The sequence below is a fragment of the Bradyrhizobium sp. ma5 genome (genome assembly GCF_042258955.1).
Taxonomy (GTDB): Bacteria; Pseudomonadota; Alphaproteobacteria; order Rhizobiales; family Xanthobacteraceae; genus Bradyrhizobium.
In genome coordinates this window covers 1,523,888-1,544,070 of the sequence record NZ_CP170156.1, presented here as the reverse complement: position 1 = coordinate 1,544,070, position 20,183 = coordinate 1,523,888, and the positions used below count along the sequence as shown (strand labels likewise).

24 protein-coding genes and 2 pseudogenes are annotated in these 20,183 nt (G+C 64.6%); 14 read left to right on the top strand and 12 right to left on the bottom strand.

What is annotated here, in order from left to right; genetic code table 11:
- Position 1 precedes the first annotated feature (1 nt).
- From fliG to ACE103_RS07220, 4 genes are read left to right on the top strand one after another with little or no spacing between them, the layout of a single operon-like run.
- The gene (gene fliG / locus ACE103_RS07235; protein WP_223969659.1) at positions 2–1,087 is read left to right on the top strand and encodes a flagellar motor switch protein FliG; all 1,086 of its coding nucleotides are present in this window, start codon (positions 2–4) and stop codon (positions 1,085–1,087) included.
- On the top strand, positions 1,087–1,710 hold the full coding sequence (locus tag ACE103_RS07230) for a FliH/SctL family protein (protein ID WP_375778858.1): 624 nt from the start codon (positions 1,087–1,089) through the stop codon (positions 1,708–1,710). Before fliG ends, ACE103_RS07230 begins: the two co-directional genes overlap by 1 nt.
- 18 nt (positions 1,711–1,728) lie before the next feature.
- Positions 1,729–2,079, top strand: coding sequence for a flagellar motor switch protein FliN (gene fliN / locus ACE103_RS07225; RefSeq protein ID WP_021076999.1), 351 nt, complete (start codon positions 1,729–1,731; stop codon positions 2,077–2,079).
- Positions 2,080–2,132: 53 nt separating this feature from the next.
- Entirely contained in the window at positions 2,133–3,518 is a 1,386-nt protein-coding gene (locus tag ACE103_RS07220; protein WP_223969662.1) for a sigma-54-dependent Fis family transcriptional regulator, read from the top strand.
- 42 nt (positions 3,519–3,560) lie between these two features.
- Here ACE103_RS07220 and ACE103_RS07215 read toward each other — a convergent pair whose 3' ends face one another.
- Positions 3,561–3,716: a hypothetical protein gene (locus ACE103_RS07215; RefSeq protein WP_171947754.1), complete on the bottom strand. Its 156-nt coding sequence runs from the start codon at positions 3,714–3,716 to the stop codon at positions 3,561–3,563.
- Positions 3,717–3,897: 181 nt separating this feature from the next.
- Here ACE103_RS07215 and ACE103_RS07210 point away from each other — a divergent pair.
- Positions 3,898–4,020: pseudogene (locus ACE103_RS07210) on the top strand (hypothetical protein); the annotation flags it as partial.
- Between the two features lie 137 nt (positions 4,021–4,157).
- Positions 4,158–4,280, top strand: a pseudogene (locus ACE103_RS07205) (hypothetical protein); the annotation flags it as partial.
- Positions 4,281–4,376: 96 nt separating this feature from the next.
- On the opposite strand, the gene ACE103_RS07200 reads toward ACE103_RS07205, so the two are convergent.
- The 7 genes from ACE103_RS07200 to ACE103_RS07170 all read right to left on the bottom strand — a co-directional run bounded on the left by ACE103_RS07200 (position 4,377) and on the right by ACE103_RS07170 (position 11,161).
- Positions 4,377–4,967, bottom strand: coding sequence for a flavin reductase family protein (locus ACE103_RS07200; protein WP_375778857.1), 591 nt, complete (start codon positions 4,965–4,967; stop codon positions 4,377–4,379).
- 7 nt (positions 4,968–4,974) lie between these two features.
- Positions 4,975–5,820 carry an ATP-binding cassette domain-containing protein gene (locus tag ACE103_RS07195; RefSeq protein ID WP_375781033.1) on the bottom strand — a complete coding sequence of 282 codons (846 nt, stop codon included), beginning with the start codon at positions 5,818–5,820 and terminating at the stop codon, positions 4,975–4,977.
- An 8-nt stretch (positions 5,821–5,828) separates the two neighbouring features.
- Entirely contained in the window at positions 5,829–6,635 is an 807-nt protein-coding gene (locus tag ACE103_RS07190; protein ID WP_375778856.1) for an ABC transporter permease subunit, read from the bottom strand.
- A complete protein-coding gene (ssuD, locus tag ACE103_RS07185; protein WP_375778855.1) occupies positions 6,632–7,813 on the bottom strand; it encodes an FMNH2-dependent alkanesulfonate monooxygenase in 1,182 nt (393 codons plus the stop codon). The genes ACE103_RS07190 and ssuD overlap by 4 nt, the downstream gene beginning before the upstream one ends.
- Entirely contained in the window at positions 7,795–8,748 is a 954-nt protein-coding gene (locus ACE103_RS07180; protein WP_375778854.1) for a sulfonate ABC transporter substrate-binding protein, read from the bottom strand. Before ACE103_RS07180 ends, ssuD begins: the two co-directional genes overlap by 19 nt.
- A gap of 40 nt (positions 8,749–8,788) precedes the next feature.
- On the bottom strand, positions 8,789–9,739 hold the full coding sequence (locus tag ACE103_RS07175) for a sulfonate ABC transporter substrate-binding protein (RefSeq protein ID WP_375778853.1): 951 nt from the start codon (positions 9,737–9,739) through the stop codon (positions 8,789–8,791).
- Between the two features lie 216 nt (positions 9,740–9,955).
- A complete protein-coding gene (locus tag ACE103_RS07170) occupies positions 9,956–11,161 on the bottom strand; it encodes an LLM class flavin-dependent oxidoreductase (RefSeq protein WP_375778852.1) in 1,206 nt (401 codons plus the stop codon).
- Between the two features lie 200 nt (positions 11,162–11,361).
- On the opposite strand from ACE103_RS07170, the gene ACE103_RS07165 reads away from it, so the two are divergent.
- From ACE103_RS07165 to ACE103_RS07140, 6 genes are all read left to right on the top strand, one after another.
- On the top strand, positions 11,362–12,471 hold the full coding sequence (locus ACE103_RS07165; protein WP_223969670.1) for an ATP-dependent RecD-like DNA helicase: 1,110 nt from the start codon (positions 11,362–11,364) through the stop codon (positions 12,469–12,471).
- A gap of 324 nt (positions 12,472–12,795) precedes the next feature.
- The gene (gene msrA / locus ACE103_RS07160) at positions 12,796–13,509 is read left to right on the top strand and encodes a peptide-methionine (S)-S-oxide reductase MsrA (protein WP_375778851.1); all 714 of its coding nucleotides are present in this window, start codon (positions 12,796–12,798) and stop codon (positions 13,507–13,509) included.
- A gap of 115 nt (positions 13,510–13,624) precedes the next feature.
- The gene (gene msrB, locus ACE103_RS07155; RefSeq protein WP_375778850.1) at positions 13,625–14,038 is read left to right on the top strand and encodes a peptide-methionine (R)-S-oxide reductase MsrB; all 414 of its coding nucleotides are present in this window, start codon (positions 13,625–13,627) and stop codon (positions 14,036–14,038) included.
- A gap of 232 nt (positions 14,039–14,270) precedes the next feature.
- Positions 14,271–14,615 carry a hypothetical protein gene (locus ACE103_RS07150; protein ID WP_375778849.1) on the top strand — a complete coding sequence of 115 codons (345 nt, stop codon included), beginning with the start codon at positions 14,271–14,273 and terminating at the stop codon, positions 14,613–14,615.
- Positions 14,616–14,784: 169 nt separating this feature from the next.
- Positions 14,785–14,949, top strand: a complete 165-nt coding sequence (locus ACE103_RS07145; protein WP_074131060.1) for a DUF3309 family protein — start codon at positions 14,785–14,787, stop codon at positions 14,947–14,949.
- Between the two features lie 222 nt (positions 14,950–15,171).
- Positions 15,172–15,462, top strand: coding sequence for a hypothetical protein (locus ACE103_RS07140; protein WP_223969674.1), 291 nt, complete (start codon positions 15,172–15,174; stop codon positions 15,460–15,462).
- Positions 15,463–15,530: 68 nt separating this feature from the next.
- On the opposite strand, the gene ACE103_RS07135 is transcribed toward ACE103_RS07140, so the two are convergent.
- Together ACE103_RS07135 and ACE103_RS07130 are read right to left on the bottom strand one after the other, a co-directional pair.
- Positions 15,531–16,091, bottom strand: a complete 561-nt coding sequence (locus tag ACE103_RS07135; protein WP_375778848.1) for a DUF4112 domain-containing protein — start codon at positions 16,089–16,091, stop codon at positions 15,531–15,533.
- Between the two features lie 97 nt (positions 16,092–16,188).
- Positions 16,189–17,151, bottom strand: a complete 963-nt coding sequence (locus ACE103_RS07130; protein WP_375778847.1) for a helix-turn-helix domain-containing protein — start codon at positions 17,149–17,151, stop codon at positions 16,189–16,191.
- A gap of 237 nt (positions 17,152–17,388) precedes the next feature.
- On the opposite strand from ACE103_RS07130, the gene ACE103_RS07125 reads away from it, so the two are divergent.
- Together ACE103_RS07125 and ACE103_RS07120 are read left to right on the top strand one after the other, a co-directional pair.
- Entirely contained in the window at positions 17,389–17,631 is a 243-nt protein-coding gene (locus tag ACE103_RS07125) for a hypothetical protein (RefSeq protein WP_375778846.1), read from the top strand.
- A gap of 77 nt (positions 17,632–17,708) precedes the next feature.
- A complete protein-coding gene (locus ACE103_RS07120) occupies positions 17,709–17,954 on the top strand; it encodes a GCG_CRPN prefix-to-repeats domain-containing protein (RefSeq protein WP_375778845.1) in 246 nt (81 codons plus the stop codon).
- 90 nt (positions 17,955–18,044) lie between these two features.
- On the opposite strand, the gene ACE103_RS07115 is transcribed toward ACE103_RS07120, so the two are convergent.
- Positions 18,045–18,455: a Crp/Fnr family transcriptional regulator gene (locus ACE103_RS07115; RefSeq protein ID WP_375778844.1), complete on the bottom strand. Its 411-nt coding sequence runs from the start codon at positions 18,453–18,455 to the stop codon at positions 18,045–18,047.
- A 21-nt stretch (positions 18,456–18,476) separates the two neighbouring features.
- A complete protein-coding gene (locus ACE103_RS07110) occupies positions 18,477–20,099 on the bottom strand; it encodes an inorganic phosphate transporter (RefSeq protein ID WP_375781032.1) in 1,623 nt (540 codons plus the stop codon).
- Positions 20,100–20,183 lie beyond the last annotated feature (84 nt).

Here is a 20,183-nt window from a genome sequence, read left to right as displayed (position 1 = left end):
CATGGCCGCCGTACCCCAGACCACCAACGCCAACGACATCGCCACCGTCCTCTCGACGCTGGCGAGCCGGCAGAGCGGCCGCGCCAAGGGCAAGCCGCTGCCCGGTCCGAAGCGCGCCGCGATCCTGATGCTCGCGCTCGGCGAGCAATATGGCGGCAAGATCTGGTCGATGCTCGACGACGAGGAGGTCCGCGAGCTGTCGGTCCACATGTCGACGCTCGGCACCGTCGAGGCCGACGTGGTCGAGGACCTGATGCTGGAATTCGTCTCGCGGATGTCGGCCTCCGGCGCGCTGATGGGCAATTTCGACGCCACCGAACGGCTGCTGCAGCAATATCTGCCGGCCGAGCGCGTCACCGGCATCATGGACGAGATCCGCGGCCCCGCCGGGCGCAACATGTGGGAGAAGCTCTCCAACGTGCAGGAAGAGGTGCTCGCCAACTACCTCAAGAACGAATACCCGCAGACCATCGCCGTGGTGCTGTCGAAACTGAAGCCGGAGCACGCCGCGCGCGTGCTGGCGATCCTGCCCGAGGACATCGCGCTCGACGTGGTCGGTCGCATGCTGCGGATGGAGGCGGTGCAGAAGGAAGTGATCGAGCGCGTCGAGCAGACGCTGCGCACCGAGTTCATGTCGAACCTGTCGCAGACCCGCCGCCGCGACGCCCATGAGGTGATGGCCGAGATCTTCAACAATTTCGACCGCCAGACGGAGACCCGCTTCATCACCTCGCTGGAAGAGGAAAACCGCGAATCCGCCGAGCGCATCAAGGCGCTGATGTTTACCTTCGACGACCTGATCAAGCTCGATTCCGCCTCGGCCCAGACGCTGATGCGCAACATCGACAAGGACAAGCTCGGCGTCGCGCTGAAGAGCGCCAACGAGGAGGTGCGCAGCTTCTTCCTCGGCAACATGTCCTCGCGCGCCGGCAAAATGCTGATGGACGACATGGCCGCGATGGGCCCGGTGCGCCTGCGCGACGTCGACGAGGCCCAGGCGCTCTTGGTCAATCTCGCCAAGGACCTCGCCGCCCGCGGCGAGATCACCCTGACCAAGAACCGCGCCGACGACGAGCTGGTGTACTGATGGCCGCACCCGCGAAATTCCTGTTCGACACCGACTTCTCGGCACCGGACCGTTCGCACGAGCGCGCCCCGACCCCGGCCGAGGTCGCGCAGAAGGTCGCCGACGCCGAGGCGCGGGCCTATCGCGCCGGCTACGAGGCCGCGCTGCGCGAGGCCAAGGTCGAGAGCGACCGCCGCGCGGCGCAAGCGCTGGAAGAGATCGGGACCGCGATCAAGGGCATCGCCGCCCGTTTTGGCGGCATCGAGACCCGGATGGAGACCGAGGCCGTCGACGTCGCGGTCGCGGTCGCCCGCAAGCTCTGCTCCGAACTGGTTGCACGCGAGCCGCTCGGCGAGATCACCGCGCTGGTCTCCGACTGCTTCTCGCATCTGGTGGCGACGCCGCATCTCGTGGTCCGTATCAATGACGCGCTCTACGAGGCGGCGCACGACAATATCGAGCGGATGGCCGCACATTCCGGCTTCCAGGGCCGGCTGGTGATCCTGGCCGAGCCCACGATTGCGACCGGCGACTGCCGGATCGAATGGGCCGACGGCGGCGTGGTGCTGGAACGCGCCGCGATCGAAGGCAAGATCAACGAACTCGTCGGGCGCTATCTGGCGTCCCGCGGCCAGACCGGCTGAAGGATTGAGGGCTGAACCATGAGCGACACCGACACCCACGTCCCGCTTCCCGATCTCAACGCCGCCGACGCGCCCGGGATCGACGACATCGGCTACAACGAGGACGAAAATGCCGCGCGCATCGCCGCCGATCTCGAGGCCGTGTTCGACGTGCCGGTGCAGGTCTCGGCGGTGCTCGGCCGCTCCAAGATGGACGTCGGCGACCTGCTGAAGCTCGGACCGGGCACCGTGCTCGAACTCGATCGCCGCGTCGGCGAGGCGATCGACATCTACGTCAACAATCGCCTGGTGGCGCGTGGTGAAGTGGTGCTGGTGGAAGACAAGCTCGGCGTGACCATGACCGAAATCATCAAGGCAGAACGCTCGTAACAATTTGACGGTAGCGCGCGGAACCTGCGCGACCAGACGAACAGGAGATCATCATGCGGCTTCTCATCGTTGGCACCCTGAAGGGCCAGCTCACGACCGCGACCAAGATCGCGATGGACAACGGCGCCTCGGTGACCCACGCCGAGGCCGCCGAGCAGGCGATGAACGTGCTGCGCAGCGGCAAGGGCGCCGACCTCCTGCTGGTCGATGTCGGCCTCGACATCCGCGACCTCGTGATGCGGCTCGAGGCCGAACACATCCACGTGCCGATCGTCGCCTGCGGCATCTCCAACGATGCCCGCGCCGCGGTCGCCGCGATCCACGCCGGCGCCAAGGAATACATCCCGCTGCCGCCCGACCCCGAGCTGATCGCAGCGGTGCTCGCCGCGGTCGCCAACGACGCACGCGATCTGATCTATCGCGACGAGGCGATGGGCCGGGTGATCAAGCTCGCGCAGCAGATCGCGGGCTCCGACGCTTCCGTGATGATCACCGGCGAGTCCGGCACCGGCAAGGAAGTGCTGGCGCGCTATGTCCATTCCCGCTCGGCCCGCGCCAAGCGGCCGTTCATCTCGATCAACTGCGCGGCGATCCCGGAGCACCTCCTGGAATCCGAACTGTTCGGCCATGAGAAAGGCGCCTTCACCGGCGCAGTGGCGCGCCGCATCGGCAAGTTCGAGGAAGCGACCGGCGGCACGCTGCTGCTCGATGAAATCTCAGAGATGGATGTCCGCCTGCAGTCCAAGCTGCTGCGCGCGATCCAGGAGCGCGTGATCGACCGCGTCGGCGGCACCAAGCCGGTCCCCGTCGACATCCGCATCATCGCGACCTCGAACCGCAATCTGTCGGAGGCGGTGCGCGAAGGCTCTTTCCGCGAGGACCTGCTGTTCCGCCTCAACGTCGTCAACCTGAAGATCCCGCCGCTGCGCGATCGTCCGGCCGACATCCTCGAGCTGGCGCAGCATTTCGCCAAGAAATATGCCGAAGCCAACGGCGTGGCGGTCCGTCCGATCTCTGCCGACGCCCGCCGCGTCCTGACCGCGAACCGCTGGCAGGGCAACGTCCGCGAGCTCGAGAACACCATCCATCGCTCGGTCCTGATGGCGCAGGGCGACGAGATCGGTGCGGACGCGATCCTGACCCCCGACGGCGACCGCCTCGACCTCGCCAAGACCGCGCCCGCGGTCGCGCACGCCACGCTGGCCGCGGAGCAGGTCACCCGCGCGCTGGTCGGCCGCACCGTTGCCGACGTCGAACGCGATTTGATCCTGGAAACGCTGAAGCACTGCCTCGGCAACCGCACCCATGCCGCCAACATCCTCGGCATCTCGATCCGCACGCTGCGCAACAAGCTGAACGAATATGCCGACGGCGGCATTCCGATCACCCCGGCCGGCAATGGCGCGCCCGATTATCAGCGCATGGCAAGCGCCGGCTGAGAAAGAGGAGCGGCGGACCAAACCCGCCGCGACTGCCGCGCCTCACGAATAGTTGGGCGCATCGGGCTTGCGAAAGATCCGGATCGGATCGCCGGGTGTGATGTCGCGGCCGGTGAAGGTCACATACGCATAGAGCGCGAGATAAGCGACGGCGATTGCGCCGACGAGATAGAACAGCCAGGCTCCCACGCGCTTCATCGAACCGTCACGTCTGCGAAACATCCGCGGCTTTTAGTGCGCTTGCCGCCAAAGCGCCACGGCCAACATGCCGCGCCAGCCCCCTTGCCGTTCCCCTTGCCATTGATCCCTTGAGTCTTGCGGGCAGTTCCCGCATTCAATCCCCTATTGTGCTTTTGCATTTCAACAACTGGAGAGTGATATGGCCCTCTACGTGCAGACCAGCGGCACCCTGTCCACCAACTCCGCTTCCTTTACACCGATCAAAGGCCTCGCGATAACGCTCCCCGAGGGTGTCGGCGTTACCGCCATCATCATCCTGAACGTCCCGTTCCCGTACGCCACGGGCAACGATACGCCCGGCGGGAGCTTCGGGATCACCGTCAACGGTGTGATTCCGGGGTCGTCGCGGGCTTCACCTACAACGAGCCGGTCCCGCAAGCCAGCGGCCGTGTCCCGACGACACTGGTGGCCGGCATCCCGCTCAGCAATGCCCCTCAAACCATTCAGGCCGTCTGGTCCAGCGTCCGCGGCAGCAACGTGATCATTGACACGCCCGCGACCTTGACCGCGATCATGAGCTAGAGCTGCGGTTCTGATTGAATCAGAACCGAAGCTCTAGATTCTTGTTTTGACGCGTTTTCTTCACGCGAACCGGTATCCACTTCGCTCGAAAGCGCTCTAACGCACGCCCCGGGCATGGACGTGACGTGACGGCAGGCTGACCTCGGCCAGCCTGGCGGCGTCTTCGTCGCGGTCGATCGCGACATATTCGCCGTGCCAATACGCCAGCGCGGCGGTGCGCTCCGATGCGATCACATCGAGCACGCGACCGATGACGATCGCGTGCGAATGCCGCTCGATGACCTCCTCGACCTCACAGTCGATCGCAGCCAGCGCTCCGACCAGCAACGGCACGCCCGAGGCGCGCGTCGTCCATTCGGCACCCGTGAACCGGTCGGCGCCCTTCAGGCCGCCCTTTCCGGTAAAGCGCTCGGCGATGTCGAGCTGATCCGCGGTCAGGATGTTGACGCCGAACACGCCATGGCGCGCGATCAGCGGCCATGACGAGGCGGCGCGGTTGATGCTGACGATCAGCGACGGCGGCTCGACCGACAGCGACGACACCGAGGTCACCGTCATTCCCGAGATTTCCTTGCCCCGGCCGGCCGTGATGACGCTGACGCCGCCGGTGAGATGGCGCATCGCGCCACGGAATTCATCGGCCGCCACCGCGGGCTCGATCGAAACATTGCGGACGATGGAATTCATGGCGACCTCACAGACCGGACGTGTCTTCGCTGCCCTCGAGCAGGTGCTTCAGGATCTCGCCTTCCAGCGCGGCGAGTTCGGCCGAACCGCGCCGGCGCGGCCGCGGCAGGTCGATCGTGACATCCTCGGCGATCCGGCCGTCCTCGATGACCAGCACGCGGTCGGCGAGCGCGACCGCCTCGGCAACATCGTGCGTCACCAGGATTGCGGTAAAGCCCTGGTCGCGCCAGACGCGCTCCAGCAATTGCTGCATCGAAATGCGGGTCAGCGCATCGAGCGCACCGAGCGGCTCGTCGAACGCCAGCACGCGCGGCTGGCTGACCAGCGCCCGCGCCAGGGCCACGCGCTGCTTCTGGCCGCCTGACAGCACCGCCGGCCATTGGTCGCGCTTGTCGCCGAGACCGACCTCGACCAGCGCGCGCTCGGCGCGCGCCTGTGCATCCGCCGACGAGCGCTCGCGCCCCAGACCGACCTCGACATTGGACAGCACCCGCGCCCAGGGCAGCAGGCGCGGCTCCTGGAACATGACGCGGACGTCCTGCGCCCGGGGTTGTTCACCGAAGGCGATGCTTCCCGCCGTCGGCGCATCAAGGCCGGCGACCAGGCGCAGCAGCGTGCTCTTGCCGCAGCCGCTGCGGCCGACGATCGCGACGAACTGGCCGGCCGGGATGTGCAGGTCGATGCCGCGCAGCACCTCATTGTCGCCGAACGCCTTGCGCAAGCCGCGGATGGTCAGCGACAGGCCGCGGGCCGCCCCTTCCGCCACGCGCCGCAAATGCCGCGCCTTCACGACGATGTCGGCGTGGTCGACCGGTTCGGCGTCGACCGGCTCGAAACGAAGCGCTTCTTGCATTCTCATTCTCACTTCTTCTGGAAGGCGGGGTGCCACGACAGGGTCAGCCGCTCCAGCGCCCGCGAGGCGCTGTCGGCGAGCTTGCCGAGCAAGGCGTAGATCAGGATCGAGAGCACGACGACGTCGATCAGCATGAACTCGCGCGCTTGCATCGCCATGTAGCCGAGGCCCGACGAGGCCGCGATGGTCTCGGCGACGATCAGCGTCAGCCACATGATGCCGAGCGCAAAGCGCAGCCCGACGAAGATCGAGGGCAGCGCGCCCGGGAAGATCACCCGGCGGAACAGTTCGCCGTCGGTCATGCCGTAGATGCGGCCCATCTCGATCAGCTGCGGATCGACGGTGCGGATGCCGTGCAGCGTGTTGAGATAGATCGGGAAGAACACACCGAGCGCGACCAGGAACAGCTTTGCCGACTCGTCGATGCCGAACCACAGGATGACGAGCGGGATCAGCGCCAGATGCGGGATGTTGCGCACCATCTGCAGCGTGGTGTCGGTGAGCTTCGCCGAGAGTTGCGACAGCCCATTGGCGAGCCCGAACGCGAAGCCGATGCCGCCACCGATCACAAAGCCGATCGAGGCGCGCCAGAAGCTGACCCAGATGTTGCGGACCAGTTCGCCGGACAGCAATAGCTTCCACCCGGCCAGCGCGACATCTGTCGGCGCCGGCAGCACCCGCGAGGGTACGAAGCCAGTGACGCAGGCAAGCTGCCAGACCAGCACGATCGCAAGCGGCACGATCCACGGGATCAGGCCGTCGACCTTCGGTAGCTTGGGCGCGCCGAGGCGCGGGAGACTGTCGATGAGACTCATGATTGCGATGCCTGCTTCTGCGGACGGTAGTCGTTGCCGATGGTCTCGCCGAACGGCCCGGTGTTGACGCGGATCGGCGTCACGTTGCCGGGCTGCGCCAGCGACAGCAGCGGGAACACCAGCTCGGCGAACCGATAGGCTTCCTCAAGATGCGGATAGCCCGACATGATGAAGGTATCGACGCCGACGTCCTGATACTCCTTGATCCGCGCGGCGACGGTCTGGGGATCGCCGACCAGTGCGGTGCCGGCCCCGCCGCGCACCAGGCCGACGCCGGCCCAGAGGTTCGGGCTGATCTCGAGCTTGTCGCGCCGTCCGCCATGCAGCTGCGCCATGCGCTGCTGGCCGACCGAATCCATCCGCGCGAAGATCTTCTGCGCGGCAACGATGGTGTCGTCGGTGACATACTGGATCAATTCGTCGGCGGCGCACCACGCCTCCGCGTTGGTCTCGCGCACGATCACATGCAGGCGGATACCGAACGACAGCTTGCGGCCGCGTTGCGCGGCAACGGCCTTCACCTTGGCGATCTTCTCGGCAACCTGCGCCGGCGGCTCACCCCAGGTCAGATATTTGTCGACGGTGTCGACCGCAACGTCGATGCCGGCATCCGACGAGCCGCCGAAATACAGCGGCGGGCGCGGCGACTGCACCGGATTGAACAACAGGCGGCCGTCCTCGATCCGGATATGCTTGCCTTCGACATTGACCGTCTTGCCAGCCAGCAGATCGCTATAGACGTTGAGGAACTCGCGCGTCACCGCGTAGCGTTCGTCGTGGTCGAGGAAGATGCCGTCGCCCTTGTTCTCGATCGGATCGCCGCCGGTGACGACGTTGATCAAGAGACGACCGTTCGACAGCCGGTCCAAGGTCGCGGTCATGCGGGCGGCAACGCTCGGCGATTGCAGGCCGGGCCTGACCGCCACCAGATAACGCAGGCGCTCGGTCCAGGGCGCGACGGCTGAGGCCACCACCCAGGAGTCTTCGCAGCTCCGCCCGGTCGGCAGCAGCACGCCGTAATAGCCGAGCTGGTCGGCGGCCTGCGCGATCTGGCGCAGATAGTTGAAATTCACCTCGCGGCCGCCGATCGCCGTGCCGAGATAGCGGCTGTCGCCGTGGGTCGGCAGGAACCAGAGGATGTTGGCGTTGGTTGGGGTGCTCACGTGCCCGGTCTCCATGCGACGTCGGAAATCTTGATTTGTTTGGGGATCAGGCCGAGCGCGAAGAACGTGTCGGCGACCTGTTGCTGATCCGCGATCACGGTATCGGTGACCGGCTTGATGCCGTAGGCCTGCCGCTTCAGCGCGACCTCGACCACCGGCACCGACAGGCCGATGCTCGGCGCGAGCTGTTCGGCGACGGCGTGGATATCGCCCTTGGCCCAGTCGTCGACTTCACTGAGCTGCGCCAGCACGAGCTCGACGATCTTCGGATCGGTCTGCAGGAACTTCTTCGAGGCGAAGTAGAACTGATAGTTGGCGACGACGCCGGTGCCGTCGGCGACGGTGCGTGCGCCGGTCGCAGCCTCCGCCGCGGCCTGGAACGGATCCCAGATCACCCAGGCATCGACCGCGCCGCGCTCGAACGCCGCGCGGGCATCGGCCGGCACCAGGAACACCGGCTCGATCTCGGAATATTTGACGTCGGCTTTCTCCAGCGCCTTCACCAGCAGATAGTGGACATTGGAGCCCTTGTTCAGCGCGACCTTCTTGCCCCTGAGATCGGCGACCGACTTGATCGGGCTGTCCTTCGGCACCAGGATCGCCTCGCCTTTCGGCGCCGGCGGCTCATAGGCGACATACTGGATCGGCGCGCCGGCGGCCTGCGCGAAGATCGGCGGCGCTTCGCCGGTGTTGCCGAAATCGATCGCGCCGACATTGAGCGCTTCGAGCAGCGGCGGCCCCGACGGAAACTCGGTCCACACCACCTTGGCGCCGACAGATTTCAGCTTCTCCTCGAGCGAGCCCTTGCTCTTCAGCAGCACCAGTTTGCCGTACTTCTGATAGCCGATGCGGACGACCTTCTCCTGGCCGTAGGAGGCGCCGACGGTCGCCGCGACGATGCTGACCGACAGCACCGCGCGGGCAACCCAGCGTCGAAACAAACGCGTCATGGGAATATCCTCTGCATTGAATTGACCAAGCGCGCGCCGATCAGGTCTGGGTATTGCGCCAGACGATGTCGCGGATCGCGATCTGCTTCGGGATCAGGCCGAGCTTGAAGAAGCGGTCGGCGACGCCCTGCTGGGTCGCAATGATGTCGTCGGTCACGGGGCCGACCGAGAATCCGGCCCGCCTCGCCGCGATGGTCTGGATATCGAGCGGGACGCCGGTGACGGCGGCCAGCGATTTCGCGACCTCGTCAGGGTGCGCCTGCGCCCATGCCGCGGTCGATGTCGTGACATCGACGATCTGCTGCAGCAGGGCGCCGTGCCTGTTCGCGAAGTCGCGGTTGGCGATGTAGAACGAGTTGGTCTTGGTGATGTCGCGCGTTTTGACCAGAATGCGGCCGTTCTGCTTGGTCTCGGCGATCGCGAAATACGGATCCCAGATCGCCCAGGCATCGATGCCGCCATTGGCAAAGGCCGGGCCTGCGTCCGGCGGCGTCAGATAGACCGGCGTGATGTCCTCATAGGTCAGCCCGGCCTTCTCCAGCGTCTGGATCACGACGTTGTGCGCGCTGGATCCCTTGGTGAAGCCGACACGCTTGCCTTTGAGGTCGGCGATGGCCGTGATTGCCGAATTCTGCGGCACCAGGATGCCGGAGCCATTGATGATGGGTTGCGCGGCGGCATAGACGATGGCCGCACCCGCGGCCTGCGCGAAGATCGGCGGCGAGTCGCCGACCGCGCCGTAATCGACGCTGCCGACATTCATCGCCTCCATCATCGGCGGACCCGATGAGAACTCGACCCATTTCACGCTCACGCCCTGCGGCTTGAAATGATTTTCCAAGGCCTCACGCTGGCGCGTGATAACGAGCACGCCGTTCTTCTGGTAGCCGATACGAATTTCCTTCGCGTCCGTCTGGGCCTGCGCGTTTCGTGACAGCGCGGCAGTGGCGGCTGCGACGAACGACAGCTGGAGGAACTCACGACGCTTCATTCCAAAACTCTCCTGACGATCAAGCGCGTTTCTCAACACGCGATCATGCGATGCCAGGATGATGGGGCGCGCGAATGAAGCTGTCGAGCGCCGCAAAAAAATAGCGATGCCTGCACTTCGGTGCAGGCATCGCGCGTGCCGTTTCGTTCAAGGCGCAGGTCGCGCGTAGCGAATTATTTTCTTCACGCGATCGCGAGGTCGCTGCACATCAATTCATCAGCCTGCGGCTGCGGTCTTCGGGGCGACATTGACCGCGAGTTTACCATAGCGGTCCGAGAACGCCTGGGTGTCGATCTCCTCGAGCTGGATCGAGCCGTCAAGCACGCCCTTCTTCCAGGCATCGTGCTCGGGATCGTGCTGGAACTCGGGCATCACCTCTTTCCCGAAGAGCTCCAGCGACTCGCAGATGTGCTCATGGGTGTTCTTGCCGGCTTGGTTGAGCAGGATCACCTGGTCGATATGCGAGGCGCGGAAGCGCCGCAGCTTCTTGCGCAAGGTTTCCGGCGAGCCGATCAGGCCGCCGCGCAATGCGGCCTCCTGCGCCTCCGGATTCTCGCGCTTCCACTTGTTGTACTCGTCCCACATGTTGACGGTGCCGGGCGCCGGGCGCTGCCGGTTCTGCGCCTGGCCGTAATAGCGCAGCGCGAACTGGAAGAAGGTCGCGCCGTCGGCTCGCTTGCGCGCCTCTTCATCGGTCTCGGCGCACATGAAGAACGAGACCAGCGCCATGTTGGGATTGATCTCGTAATCGGCGAGCTTCTTCAGCCGCTTGGTGATCGCGTTGTAATAGGCGTGCACCCAGGCATGCGCCGCCTCGGCGCTGACGAACTGAAAGCCGAGCGCGCCAAATCCGTTCTGCCCGGCGCGTTCGATCGTCGGCAGTTGCGAGCAGGCCATCCAGAGCGGCGGATGCGGCTTCTGCACCGGCTTCGGTACGACATTGCGCAGCGGGATGTCGAAATACTTGCCGTGATGTTCGGTGCCGACCTTGGTGAACATCGGGAAGATCGCTTGCACCGCCTCCTCGAACACCTCGCGCTTGGTCTCCATATCGCGGCCGAACGGCGTCAGCTCGGTGATCGATGCGCTCTCGCCCATCCCGAACTCGCAGCGGCCGTTGGACAGCAGATCGAGCACCGCGACCCGCTCGGCGACGCGCGCGGGATGATTGGTAGTGAGCTGGAAGATGCCGTGGCCGAGCCGGATGTTTTTGGTGCGCTGGCTCGCGGCGGCAAGGAAGGATTCCGGCGCCGGCGAGTGCGAATACTCCTCGAGGAAATGATGCTCGACGACCCAGGCGTAGTCGTAGGCGAGCCGGTCGGCGGTCTCCAATTGTGTCAGCGCGTTCTGGTAGAGCCTAAGCTCGTCGCCGTCGTTCCAGGGGCGCGGCAGTTGCAGCTCGTAAAAGATGCCGAATTTCATGGCGTCACTCCCAAGGTCGCATCCCCGACCGCTTGTTGTTTTCGGCCAGTCTAGTGGCGGGGCAGACCGAGTCCAGCCTCGGGCGCGAAACCCCAATTCCGCGCGGCGGGAGACGGCTTGCTTGGGACGCATGAATGTTTAGCTTGTGCGGGTGTGAGTCGCGGCGCTATCGGTCGCGCGCTCATTCTTCCGAAAGCAACATGACCACCTTTACGCCGCACCAGGACTCCGCGCTGAAAGCCGTTGCCGACTGGCTGAAAGCCAAGCCGGGCAAGAACGGGACGCCGCCGGTGTTCCGCCTGTTCGGCTATGCCGGAACCGGCAAGACCACGCTCGCCCAGCACATCGCCGAAGGCGTCGACGGCGAGGTGAAATTCGCGGCCTTCACCGGCAAGGCGGCGCTGGTGATGCGCAACAAGGGCTGCGACAGCGCCTCCACGATCCATTCCCTGATCTACCGCGCCCGCGAGTCCGGCGTCGAGCAGCCGAGTTTCGAGCTGTGGGACGACGCGCCGGCATCAAAAGCCAAGCTGATCGTGATCGACGAATGTTCGATGGTCGACGCCGAGCTCGGCCGCGATCTGATGTCGTTCGACTGCCCGCTGCTGGTGCTCGGCGATCCCGCGCAATTGCCGCCGATCCAGGGCGGCGGCTTCTTCACCGACGCCGAGCCGGACGCGATGCTGACCGAGGTGCACCGCCAGGCGCAGGACGATCCGATCGTGCGGATGTCGATGGATATCCGCGAGGGCCGCGAGCTCGAGATCGGCCGCCATGGCGAGAGCGAGGTGGTGTCGCGCAAGGAGCTCGATCCGGACCGCGTGATGCGCGCCGACCAGGTGCTGGTCGGCCGCAACAACACCCGCCGCGCCTACAACATGCGGATGCGGCAGCGGCTGAACATCGAAGATCCTCTCCCCGTCGCCGGCGACAAGCTGGTCTGCCTGCGCAACAACCGCAAGAAGGCGCTGTTCAACGGCGGCCTGTGGCGGGTCAAGGCGCGCGCGCAGTCGAAGTCCAAGATCATCACCATGCGCGTGATGCCGGACGAGGATTTCGGTCACAAGGTCACCAAGGTGTCGGTGCGCGGCGAATGCTTCGACGGCGGCATCGAGGGCATTCCGTGGGAGCAGCGCAAGCCCTATGACGAGTTCGACTACGGATACATACTGACCGTCCACAAGTCGCAGGGTTCGCAATGGGACGACGTCGTGCTGTTCGACGAGAGCTTTGCGTTCCAGGACTCGCGCGCGAGGTGGCTGTATACGGGCATCACGCGGGCCGCGAAGCGGCTCAGCATCGTGGTGTAGAGGTCCCGCGCGCTCCATAGACCCGTCATCCCCGCGCAAAGGCTTCGCCTTTGTCGCTGGAGGTGCGAGCCGAGCCTCGAAGGATGCACGGCCAACAGTCGGGCCGTGCATCCTTCGAGACGCCGCTCCGCGGCTCCTCAGGATGACGGGCGCAAGGCACCTACCCCCTTGAATGACCGGCATTTCCCTCACGAAACCGTGTGTCCGGCGCCGTAACAAAACGCCCCCTCGCCCGTATTTTGAAGTGTCGGAGCAGCCCGGCCCGATTGCCAATGCCGGCTCCCGCTCTAGACTGGCCCCCAATTGCGATCCCACGAGGAACCCATGCCCAGCTCCCTCAGCCGCCTCTCGCTTTGCGCCGCCGCGATCGGCGCGCTGGCTGTTGCCGCTTTTGCCGTTGCGCCCTCGCTTGCCGCCGAGGACGCCGTGGTCATTCCGCCGCCGGCCGCGAGCGCGCCGGAAACCGGCGTCAAGACCGCGGTGCTCGCCGGCGGCTGCTTCTGGGGTGTGCAGGGCGTGTTCCAGCACACCGCCGGCGTCGTCAGCGCGGTGTCCGGCTACTCCGGCGGCAGCAAGGCCAATGCCGATTACGAGAAGGTCTCGACCGGCAGCACCGGCCACGCCGAGTCCGTCGAAATCAAGTACGACCCGCAGAAGATCTCCTACGGCAAGATCCTGCAGATCTTCTTCTCGGTCGTGCATGACCCGACCCAGCTGAACCGACAGGGCCCCGACTCCGGCACGCAGTATCGCTCGGCGATCTTCACGACCAGCGACGAGCAGAAGAAGGTGGCGGATGCCTATATCGCCCAGCTCAACGCGGCCAAGGTCTACAAGAAGCCGATCGTCACCAAGGTCGGCGCGCTGGAGGCGTTCTATCCGGCGGAGGGCTACCACCAGGACTATCTGACGCTGCACCCGAGCCAGCCCTATATTGCGTATAACGACATCCCGAAGGTCGAGAACCTGAAGAAGATCTTCGCGGAGAACTACATCGAGAAGCCGACGCTGGTGAGCGGCACCAAGGCCACCAACTGAGGCGACGCTTCCCGTCATTGCGAGCGAAGCGAAGCAATCCATGTCGCGGCAAGCGGAAAGATGGATTGCTTCGTCGCTTTGCTCCTCGCAATGACGATCAAACCAAGGAGGTTGAATGTCCGATACCAAAATCGACGGCAAGGTCCGCAAGAGCGAGGCCGAGTGGCGCAAGGAATTGACGCCGATGCAGTACGCCGTGCTGCGGGAAAAGGCGACCGAGCGGCCGTTCACCGGCGAATATGAGCATGATCCCCGCAAGGGCACTTATGTCTGCGCCGGCTGCGGCCAGACACTGTTCGAATCCGACCAGAAGTTCGATTCCGGCTGCGGCTGGCCGAGCTTCTCCAAGCCCGCGGCCGAGAGCCATGTCGACGAGGAGCACGATGTGAGCCACGGCATGGTCCGCACCGAGGTGCTGTGCTCGAAATGCGACGGCCATCTCGGCCATGTCTTCAACGACGGCCCCGGCCCCACCGGCCTGCGCTACTGCATCAACTCGGCAGCGCTGAAGCTGGACGAGAAGAAGTAACGGCGGCCAACTCCGCTCGTCATGCGCGGGCTCGACCCGCGCATCCATCGGAAGAGAGAGCGCTTCTCCGTGATGGATTGCTGGGTCGAGCCCGGCAATGACGACGGCGGGTCTGGCAAATATCTGACCTCATATCGAACAATTTCTCCGCCCCGCGCGACCAAGAACCGGTCGCGCGGGGTTTTGTTTTGCCCGGCCGTCCGTCCGCGCGCGTAAACACAAGGAAATTTTGATGTCACGGATTCCAGCAAAGCTTTTGTTTGGTCTCGGTCTTGCCAGTCTCATCATCGGCAGCGCCGTGAGCCTGCCGGCGTTCGCCGCCGACAAGATCTCGCTGTTCAAGGTCATCACTTCCAAGGACGAAATCGTCATCGGCCTGACGGACGCCGACCTCGCCCAGGTCGAAGGCCAGAATGCCGGCGGCATCGCCAAGATGCTGGTCGCCAAGGGCTCGATGAGCGTCTGGCAATACGCGGTGCACAAATCCGCTTCCGGCGAACTCGAACAGGCGCCGCTGCACAAGATCGGCCTGATCGCCAGCGACTCGCTGCGGGTCGAGCCTATCCGACCCCCCTGAAGGTGCTCCCGATCGACGAGAGCAAGAAATAGCCGCCCCGGCGCCCGACAACATCCTCGTGATCGGCCGGCAGCCTTAACGACTCGCGCCCCGGAATGTGCTTTGCTCCGAATTCGCGGGGCCGTCGGCGTCTCGCCGAGCGGCTGCCGCCTCTTCTGAGGAGGGCGCCATGTCGCTCGGACTGATCCTCATCATCCTCCTGCTGGTTATCCTGCTGGGCGGCTATAGCGGCCGTATCCGCGGCTATGGCTATGGTCTCGGCCACTCCGGAATGGGACTTTTCGGGGTGATTTTGATCGTGGTCGCGATCTTGGCCTGGCTCGACAAGATTTAATGGCCATAAGCCATTGAAAAAAATGGAGTTAATTTGATTGACCGCGTGCTATGCGCGGATTCAGGATGTGCCCTGCCGGGGGCGCTTCTGGGGTCGCATTTTTGTCAAAGAGGCCTATATTAGGGATCGAAATGACATGTACGGCGCGCCGCCGATTATAGGCCGCCGTCCCCCAAAATCCCTTTCGCCGCTCTATGCCAAGAACACAAGAGGTCGTCGACCATGCGTCCCCTGCGTCCGTTCAACTATAACACGTCCGCCGAACTGTTCCCTGCCGCGATCCGCAAGAAGAAGCGCGCCGGCTTCGCCTACCGCCGTTTCGGCACTGCTGCCGAGGCCGTGCAGTTCGCGATGGAGCAGCTGCCGGCGGATTCGCTGAACGGCGCCTATCTCCAGGTCGAGGAAGCCCGTTTCGACCAGAACGGCATCCGTTCGCTGTATGAGAGCGAAGGCTTCCCGCTGCCGCGCCGTCCGCGCGCTGAGCCGGTCCAGACCGACGCCGACGCCGCATAACCATTCTGCTCGTCTCACAACGAAAAGCCCTCGGACCGATCCGGGGGCTTTTGTTTTGGGAAGCTACGTTAAAGCCTCGGCTGCTTGTCGAGCCAGCGCCGCAGCATCCGCACATTGCGCATATTGGCGCGGAACATAACGTCGAAGGCATCGCCCGCCACCGGCACCATGCCGACCACGCCGTCGACGGCGACATTGGCGAGCATCCGCGCGGTGATGTGCCAGGGCGCGCCCAACAGACGGGCCTCGCGCACCAGCCAAAGCGAGATCGCGGTGGTGATGAGATCGCCGATCACCGGGATCAGGCCAATCAACCCGTCGATGCCGTAGCGGACATTGGTGCCCGGCACGACGAAGGCGACGTCGAGCAGCTTTGCGATCATCTCCAGCCGCGCGAGCCGCTCCTCGCGCGTCAGATTGCCGAACGGGTTGGCGGTGGAGTTGCGGAAGTCGAAGCTGAAGCGTTCCGGAAAGGCTCCCTGAAAACCTTGGAACTGCGGATGCAGCGGGCCATCGCCGAGCTCGCGCCCGTCCTGATCAATGACCTTGCCGCGCGCCTGCGCCCCGCCGAAAGGCGGCCGCGATCGCGTGGCGTGGGGGGAGAAAATGTCGTCTTCGGGCATGGCCATCACATGGTAACGCAGGCAGGTGGTTCAAGTTGCGTCACATTACCACTGTGTCACATTCAAGGCCGTTACATTCAAGGCTGCCACGCGCAAGGCCGCATCACGTGCCGCGCGCCGCCGACGGCGTCAGGCCGAAGCGGCGGCGGAAGCAACCGTTGAAGTAGGACAGATCGTTGAACCCGCAATCGAACGCGATGTCGCTGATCCGCCGCTCGCTGTCATGGACCAGCAATTCGGCAGCCTTGGTCAGCCGCAATTCGGTCAGCCGCATGGTGAAGCTCGCGCCCGCCTCATAGAGCAGCTCGTTGACATAGCGCTCCGACAGGCCGGTCGCGGCGGCGAGCTTGTGCGCGGAGAAATCCGGCTCGGTGAATCGCTTGGCGAGGATCATCAGCAGCGACTTCAGCCGGACCGCGCGAAGTCCGCGGCGTTGCGCTGCGGCTGCAAGATCGCCGCGGGCGCCGAGGCCGAGGGCTGCGAGATCCAACAGATGCGCCGCGATGGCGAAGCCGGCCTCATCGACGGCATCGGGCGATTGCAGTAGCAGGTCGCTATAGTCCATCGCCAGCGACAGCGCGCCGCCCGGCGCGAGCTCGCGGCCGACCAGGTCATCGACCCCGGCGACCATCGATCGCAACGTCGCCATCGGCAGGTGGACGTTGGTGAAGCGCTTGTGGTGGGCGCCGTCGGCGGTGAAGAACGGCTCGTCGAGCTTGAGCAGCACCATCGCGCCCGGCCGCATCTGGAATTCGCGCCCGCGATGGGTGACGGTCGAGGCGCGGTCGCCGGTGTTGCGCGCCAGGCAATAACGGTCGTCATTGGTCGCCAGCACCTGGCGCCGCTCGCGCCGCACGGTGGTGAAGCTGCCGTTGCAACGGCCGAGCAGAGTGGTGCCGATATGGATCGAGTTCATCGTCGCGCGAAACGGCACCGCCGGTGACGGGTCGAGCTCGCCGGTGTTGGAGAAATGCTCGAACAATTCGGCGAAGAACATGTAGCGCTGCCGCTCGTCGAGACCCGGCGGCAGCATGTCGGTCGACAGCCTTTTCTTGATGACGGACATCGGAAGGACGGGACCAAGGTGCAGGCCTGCAATCTGGCTACCACGAGATGAACGGCAGATGAAGTAACCGGCCCTGTGCACAGCGCCGGACAGTCCAAGTCCGGAATCCTCCGGCGCCTCCCAGTCCAAGACGCGCGCGCCTTCGGGGGCTTACCGATGGCGCCGGCTCGCAGCCGGGAAAGACCACTCAAAAGTGAGCCACCGCACACAAGCGGGCCAGCCAGAGGAGACCATGAGATGAAGACTTCCGCGATCCGCAATGTGTTGCTCGGGGTTGCGATCACCACCGGCGTGGGGATCGGCTACGCGATCGGCGCCCAGCCGCACGTGGACGAAAGCCTTGCGATGCTGCAATCGGCGCGCGCCGAGCTCACCAGGGCGACGCCGAACAAAGGCGGCCACCGTGAGCGTGCGCTCGGCCTGATCGATCAGGCGATGGGCGAGGTGCGTGCCGGCATCGCGTTTGCGGGCGGCGGCTAGCGCACGAATTGGAGAAGCGCAGCGAATTTTTGAAGAGATCAACGAATGACTTTTGACATCAGCAGAGGACGACACTCATGACCAGATTGATTGCGGCCGCCTTCCTTCTCGCCTCGCTCGGCAGCGCCGGCGCCATGCCGCTCGCGCCGGTGACGACCAACCCGAATTCCGATGTCATCGCGGTCGCTGGCGGCTGTGGCGGCGGCTGGCATCGCGGTCCCTATGGCGGCTGCCGCCGCAACTACGCGCGGCCGTGGATGCATGCCTGTCCGCGCGGCTGGTATCTCGGCCCGGGCGGCCGCTGCCGCGCCAACGGCACCTGAGCATTTCAGCATCCAGGCTTTTGCATCACGCCGGCGGCGGACGGAAACGTCCGCCGCCTTTGCTTTCGATCCACTTCGCTCGACAACGCTCTAGAAGACGCCCTTGTTCATGGTTCTGAGCCGCTGGGCCAGCGTCCTCATCACCCTCAGCGCAAAATGCGGCGTCTGGCTGACGAGGAAGAGAAACTGCTTTTCCGAGACCGGGACGAGCTCGACATCGGTGAGCGCCGTGGCGGTCGCACTCCTCGGCTCGTTGTCGATCAATGCCATTTCGCCAAAGATCGTGTCGGCCGGCAGGTCCGTTATGGTCTTGTTGCCGACCTGAATGCGCACATAGCCGCTCTTGATCACGAACAGCTCGTTGGCCTGCTCGCCCTCGCGAAAGATAATGCCGCCGGCCCGGACCAGGCGCGTTTCGATATCGTTGCCTGTCAGAAGGCTGAAGCTTGCATCTGCCACTCGAAATTCCTTTCCCCGAACCCGGATGCAGATAGCATGCATCCGGTTGTCTTGCTGCTCCGGCTAAAATAGATGCGCGAAAACGAAGTAGAGAATGCCAGAGATCAGCATCGCTACCGGCAGAGTCAGAACCCAGGCCATCGCGATGTTGCGGATTGTCGACCATTGCAGGCCGGACCCGTTTGCGGTCATGGTCCCTGCGATGCCGGACGACAGCACATGCGTCGTCGACACCGGCAAGCCGTATCCGTCTGCCGCGGCGATGGTCGCCGCTGCTGTGATCTCGGCGCAGGCACCCTGCGCATAGGTCAGATGGGTCTTGCCGATCTTCTCACCCACCGTCACGACGATTCGCTTCCAGCCAACCATCGTGCCGAGCCCGAGCGCGATGGCCACCGCGATCTTCACCCAGGACGGAATGAATTTGGTCGCGGCATCCAGCGAACCCTTGTAGCGATTGAGCGTCGCGACATCGGCATCGCTCAGTCCGCTGTCGCTGCTCTTCATGAGCGAGCGCAACGCCTCAGACACCAGATACATGTCGTTACGCGTGTTGCCGACGGTCTCGGCCGGGAATTTTGCCAGCGAACCGTACTGCACGACCTGGTCGCTGATTTCGCCGACGAGAACGGCGAGTGACGGATAGGTATCGTCGGTGAGTTGCCGAAGCGCGATGTAGTTCGTCACCGCCGGACGCGGATTGCCCGTCACCTTGCGATCGGCGCCCCTGCTCTCGATCACCTTGCTCGCCGCCGCCGAATTCGCGGTGAATGCCGCGATCTGGCTCGCAGGCATCGCGCGGTTGAGGGCGTAAGCGGTTGGGACTACGCCGATCAGGATGAGCATGATGAGGCCCATGCCTTTCTGACCGTCGTTCGATCCGTGAAAGAAGCTGACCAGGGTGCAGGTCAGGATCAGGATGCCGCGAATCCACCATGGCGGCGGCTGATCGCCTTTCGGCTCGCCGAACAGCGCCGGCGTTGCGCGCAGCAGTGCGGTTTTCAGCCCGTAGAGCAGGATGGCAGCGAGCGCAAATCCGAACAGCGGTGACAGCAGCAGCGCCTTGCCGGTGTTGACGGCCTGCGACCAATCTACGCCGGAGGTCCCCTCCCGTCCGTGCATCAGGGCGTTCGCGATCCCCACGCCCATGATCGATCCGATCAAGGTGTGCGAACTCGAGGCGGGCAACCCAAAATACCAGGTACCCACGTTCCAGATGATGGCGGCGATCAGCAGCGCAAACACCATGGCGAAACCGGCGCTGCTGCCGACCTGAAGGATCAATTCGACCGGCAACAACGAGACGATGCCGAAGGCGACGGCGCCACTGGAGAGCAGGACGCCGATCAGGTTGAAGAGGCCCGACCAGACCACGGCAATGTGGGCCGGCATCGAGCGCGTGTAGATCACGGTCGCGACGGCGTTCGCCGTGTCGTGAAAGCCGTTGACGAATTCGAAGCCGAGCGAGATCAGCAGCGCCACGAACAGCAGCAGGAACGCCGCGTAAGAGGTCTTGCCCGCGCCCGTCGCACCAACGTCCGCGTAGATGCTGTAGGCCACGAACAGCAGCGCGGCGCCGATCACGCCGAGATAGATGATGCCGGTAAGAGGATGAAAACCCTTCTCGAGATCGGGGCCGCGGCGCCGCGCGGGCTCAATCGAACCAGGTAACGCTACATCGCTCATATGATCGCCCTCACGGCCGCGGGAGGACAAAAGCGGCCATGTGACATTGGGACTACGCTTACATGACGTCCGTGTGACAGTTCC